Genomic DNA, 4161 nt, shown 5'->3' on the forward strand with positions numbered 1-4161 from the left:
CGAGCAGAAGCGGCTCGTCGCCCACATCGGCCGCGCGGTGGCGACGGGCATCGACCTCGACCGGCCCCTCGAGCCGCCCGCCATAGCCGCGCGAGACGACATGGGCCTCGATCCCGCGCGCGGCGAGCCTTTGCATCAGCGCGATGGCCGTGGGCGTCTTGCCGGTGCCGCCCGCATTCAGATTGCCGATGCAGATCACCGGCACGCCGGCGCGATGGCCGGGTGCCCTGAGCCTTCGCGCGGTGGCCGCGGCATAGGCGCGCCCGAGGGGGGCGAGAAGCCTGGCGGCAAGCGCCGGACGGTCCGGCGGGGTGAACCAGAAGGCGGGGGGACGCATCAGGCCTCCCGCTCGACGAGGCGGCCGGCGAGCGCCACCATCCGGTCGGTGACCTCGGTCCCTTCCGACGCCACGGCCCAGCCGGCATGGGCCAGCCGCGCCACCCGATCCGGGGCGAGCAGATCCGCCAGCGCCTCGGCGAGGCCGCGGGCCGAGGCCACGGGAAGGGAGGCGCGCGCCGCCGAGAGCCGGGCCAGCGTCGCGCCATGCGGACCGAAATGGGGGCCGTGGATCAGGGCCGAGCCGAGCGAGGCGGCCTCGAGCGGGTCGAGCACGCAGCCCACGCTGAGGCTGCCGCCGAGCCAGGTCACCGGCGCCAGCCGATACCAGAGGCCGAGTTCCGCCATGCCGTCGGCCACGAAGACCTCGGTATCGGCGTCCGGCTCCTCGTCGGCCGCGCGGCGGGCGACCTTCCAGCCCTCGGCCTCGCAGCGCGCGGCGAAAGCGGCGGCGCGGTCGGGCTCCTGCGGCACGACGATGAGCAGCATCCGGTGCGCGAGCTTGAGCGCCGCGTGATGCGCGGCGATGGCGGCGGCCTCCTCCTCGGCGGGAAGGCCCGCGGCGAGCCACACCTGCCGCGGAGCCAGAAGCCGCGCGAGCGCGGCGCGCTCGGCCTCGGTGCAGGGCAGCGCAAGGCTGCCCTCCTCGAGCCGGCCCGCCACCTGCGTGACGTGCGAGGAGCTTCCGGCCTTGCGGAAGGCGCGGGCGGCGGCCTCGTCGAGGGTGAAGATATGGCGGAACTTGGCGAGGAGATTGCGCATCTGCCCCGGCCACCAGCTCTCGCGGCCGGGCAGGATGCGCGGGGCCGCGCCATCGACCAGCGCGAGCGGCACGTTCCGGTCGAAGGCCGCGTTGATGAGGCTCGGCCGAAGCTCGCCCTCGGCCATGAAGGCCGCATCGGGCCGCCAGTGGTCGAGAAAGGCCGCGACGGCGGCCGGCGTGTCGGGCGGGGGCGGCTGCACGATCAGGATGCCGCCCGAACTGACGGGGACATGGGTGGTGAGCAGCACCGGAAAGCCCTCGTCGAGGATGATCCGCCGGCCGAGCTCGGCCATGGGCCGGGCCGAGTCGCGCGTCGGCGCATGCAGCCAGATCAGCCGCCCGAGCGGTCTCTGAGGCCGCACCGGTCCCTCGGCGGGGTCACGCCGCAAGGCAGTCCCGAGCGAGAGGCCGAAGGCGTTCGCCATGGTGTGTCGCGTCAGTTCCCGAGTTCCTCGGTGGCGGAAGCCGGCTGCTCCTCGTCGCGCAACCGATGGAGATGGGCGATGAAATACCGCACATGCGCATCGTCGACGGTCCGCTGCGCCTCGGCTTTCCAGGCGGCGAAGGCCGAGGCATAGTCCGGGAACATGCCGACGATATGGATGGCCTTCACATCCTTGAAGACATTCTTCGTCGGGCTGGCGAGCTCGCCCCCGAAGACGAGGTGAAGACGCTGGGCCATGGCGTTGCTCCTTTGAGTGGCGGAATGCCGCGCACCCTAGACGATGCGCGGCAGGGGTCAAGGACGGCAGCGGCCCGGCCGCCCCCGCCCGCAGGCCGGCCGCGGAGCCGCTTTCCCGGTGCCGCGGCGCCCCTCGCGCCTCAGGCGATGTCGCGGGCGAGAAGCTGCCCGCCGGGGCCCGGCTTCACCTCGAACCGGCTGATCTTCTTGATGAGGTCGGAGAGCTTGGCCGAACCGTAGGTCCGGGTGTCGAAATCCGGGTTGGCCTGGGTGATGAACTGGCCGATCTGGCCCAGACTGTACCATTCGCCCTCGGGATCGATGGCCCGCATGGCGGCGGCGATCAGCGGGATCGCCTTCATCGGCTCTTCCTTCTCGCGGCCGCGCTGCGCGGGGGGCTGCTGCGGCTCGTCCGCCGGGCGCGGCTCGCGCGCGGGCGGATCGTCCGAGCCGAGGTTCTCGACATAGATGAACCGCTTGCAGGCCATGCGGAAGGCCTCGGGCGTCTTCTTCTCGCCGATGCCGTAGACGTCGAGCCCCTGCTCGCGGATCCGGGCGGCGAGGCGGGTGAAGTCGCTGTCCGACGAGACCAGCACGAATCCGTCGAAGAGGCCGGAATGGAGGAAGTCCATCGCCGAGATCACGAGGCCGATGTCGGAGGCGTTCTTGCCCTTGGTGTTGGAGAACTGCTGGTCGGCGACGAGCCCCAGGGCCGCCACCTTCTTCGCCCAGGCATTGAGCCGCATGGCCGACCAGTCGCCGTAGATCCGCCGCACCGAGGCCTCGCCCAGCGCCGCGATCTCCTCGAAGATCGATTCCGCATAGTTGGCGGGCACGTTGTCGGCGTCGATCAGCACGCAGAGGCGGGGGGCGCGGGGGTCGGACATGATCGCTCCTGTTTTCTCCTTCCTGCCCGAAATGCGGCCTGCGCGAAAGGCCGAAACACCCGGGGCGCGCCGGCGGAGGGGAAGGCGCCGAGGGAGCCGCGCGTCCTTCACGGAGGCGTCATCGGAGCGGCCGCGGGCCGCCTTGTCTCGCGCAGCCGGGGCGACTAGCTTGCGCGCCGTTCGACCGGAGACTTTCGACATGCGCCGCACCCTGCTTCTCCTCGCCGCCGCCGCCAGCCTGACCGCCTGCGGCAGGAAGGAACCCGAGATCATCCTGCCCACCGACAGCTGCGGCGCCGTCCGGCTGACCGGGCTCGTGGGGCAGCCGGCCGAGGTTCTTGAGACGATCCGTTTCACCCAGCCGGTGCGCGTCGTGCGCCCGGGGGACATGGTGACGATGGACTTCAGCCCGGCCCGGCTGACGGTCGAGACGAACGAGGCGGGCCGGATCGTGCGGCTGGTCTGCGGCTGACCCGGCCGGAAGGGGCCGGATCCGGGGGTTGGTCTGCGGCTGACCCGGCCGGAAGGGGCCGGCTCGGGGGGCATCGAGCCCCCGGCTGACCCGGCCGGAAGGGGCCGGATCCGGGGGTTGGTCTGCGGCTGACCCGGCCGGAAGGGGCCGGATCCGGGGGTTGGTCTGCGGCTGACCCGGCCGGAAGGGGCCGGATCCGGGGGTTGGTCTGCGGCTGACCCGGCCGGAAGGGGCCGGATCCGGGGGTTGGTCTGCGGCTGACCCGGCCGGAAGGGGCCGGATCCGGGGGTTGGTCTGCGGCTGACCCGGCCGGAAGGGGCCGGCTCGGGGGGCATCGAGCCCCCGCTCGCCGGCGCTGCCGCGGACAGGGCTGCCGTCGCTGCTGACCCTGCGGGCGGCCCCGCCCTTGGGCAGGCGTCGGACGACCATCTCTCCCGATCGCTCGGGCTCTGCCGGGCCGCTTCCCCCATTCCGGTGACTCGACTCCTCTCCCGCGCCTGGGGTATCATGAACGAAACAGGAACGATACATGGCGCGGCGACGGATTCTCTCTCTCTGGTTTCCCCGGCTGGGGGCCGAGCGGCTCTTGCGGCGGCGGAACGACACCCTGCCGCCCCCTTTCGCCGTGGTGGGCGACCGGCAGGGCGCGCAGGTGCTGGTCTCCGTCTCGGCCGAGGCCGAGGCGCTGGGGCTCGGCCCCGGTCAGGGCCTTCGGGACGCCACCGCGATCTGCCCCCATCTCATGACCGCGTCCGAGGATCCGGCCAGCGAGGCCGCCTTCCTGGCCGCCCTGCGGCGATGGGCGGGGAAATTCTCTCCCTGGGTGGCGGAAGAGCCTCCGGCGGGCCTGATGATCAACCTGACCGGCTGCGCCCATCTCTTCGGCGGCGAGGAGGAGGTGCTGGGCGTGGTGGAGGCGGATTGCGCGGGGCTGGGGCTCACGGTGCGGGCCGCGGTGGCCGACACGCCGGGCGCGGCCTGGGCGCTGGCGCGCCATGCCGGGCGGGCGATGCAGGGCAAC

General features: G+C 72.9%; 6 protein-coding genes. 2 read left to right on the forward strand and 4 right to left on the reverse strand.

Going from position 1 to position 4161, the window contains the following annotated elements:
* From A9O63_RS03210 to A9O63_RS03225, 4 genes are all read right to left on the reverse strand, one after another.
* Positions 1–337, reverse strand: a 337-nt coding sequence (locus tag A9O63_RS03210; RefSeq protein WP_205631816.1) for a tetraacyldisaccharide 4'-kinase, incomplete at its 3' end; no start/stop codon positions are given.
* Positions 337–1524: a 3-deoxy-D-manno-octulosonic acid transferase gene (locus A9O63_RS03215; protein WP_069330638.1), complete on the reverse strand. Its 1188-nt coding sequence runs from the start codon at positions 1522–1524 to the stop codon at positions 337–339. The genes A9O63_RS03210 and A9O63_RS03215, both read right to left, overlap by 1 nt.
* 11 nt (positions 1525–1535) lie before the next feature.
* Entirely contained in the window at positions 1536–1781 is a 246-nt protein-coding gene (locus tag A9O63_RS03220) for a DUF4170 domain-containing protein (protein ID WP_002722116.1), read from the reverse strand.
* Positions 1782–1921: 140 nt separating this feature from the next.
* Positions 1922–2668, reverse strand: coding sequence for an NYN domain-containing protein (locus A9O63_RS03225; RefSeq protein ID WP_069330639.1), 747 nt, complete (start codon positions 2666–2668; stop codon positions 1922–1924).
* Positions 2669–2867: 199 nt separating this feature from the next.
* Here A9O63_RS03225 and A9O63_RS03230 point away from each other — a divergent pair, with 199 nt between their 5' ends.
* A complete protein-coding gene (locus tag A9O63_RS03230; RefSeq protein ID WP_069330640.1) occupies positions 2868–3140 on the forward strand; it encodes an I78 family peptidase inhibitor in 273 nt (90 codons plus the stop codon).
* Between the two features lie 529 nt (positions 3141–3669).
* On the forward strand, positions 3670–4161 hold a 492-nt coding region (locus tag A9O63_RS03235; protein WP_141703027.1), incomplete at its 3' end, for a Y-family DNA polymerase.

It is taken from the genome of Cereibacter johrii (genome assembly GCF_001720585.1).
Classification (GTDB): domain Bacteria; phylum Pseudomonadota; class Alphaproteobacteria; order Rhodobacterales; family Rhodobacteraceae; genus Cereibacter_A; species Cereibacter_A johrii.

Excerpts from the sequence above, each read along its gene's own strand:
- A9O63_RS03230 (WP_069330640.1), top strand. The coding sequence starts at position 2,868 with ATGCGCCGCACCCTGCTTCTCCTCGCCGCCGCCGCCAGCCTGACCGCC.
- A9O63_RS03215 (WP_069330638.1), bottom strand. The coding sequence starts at position 1,524 with ATGGCGAACGCCTTCGGCCTCTCGCTCGGGACTGCCTTGCGGCGTGAC.
- A9O63_RS03220 (WP_002722116.1), bottom strand. The coding sequence starts at position 1,781 with ATGGCCCAGCGTCTTCACCTCGTCTTCGGGGGCGAGCTCGCCAGCCCG.
- A9O63_RS03225 (WP_069330639.1), bottom strand. The coding sequence starts at position 2,668 with ATGTCCGACCCCCGCGCCCCCCGCCTCTGCGTGCTGATCGACGCCGAC.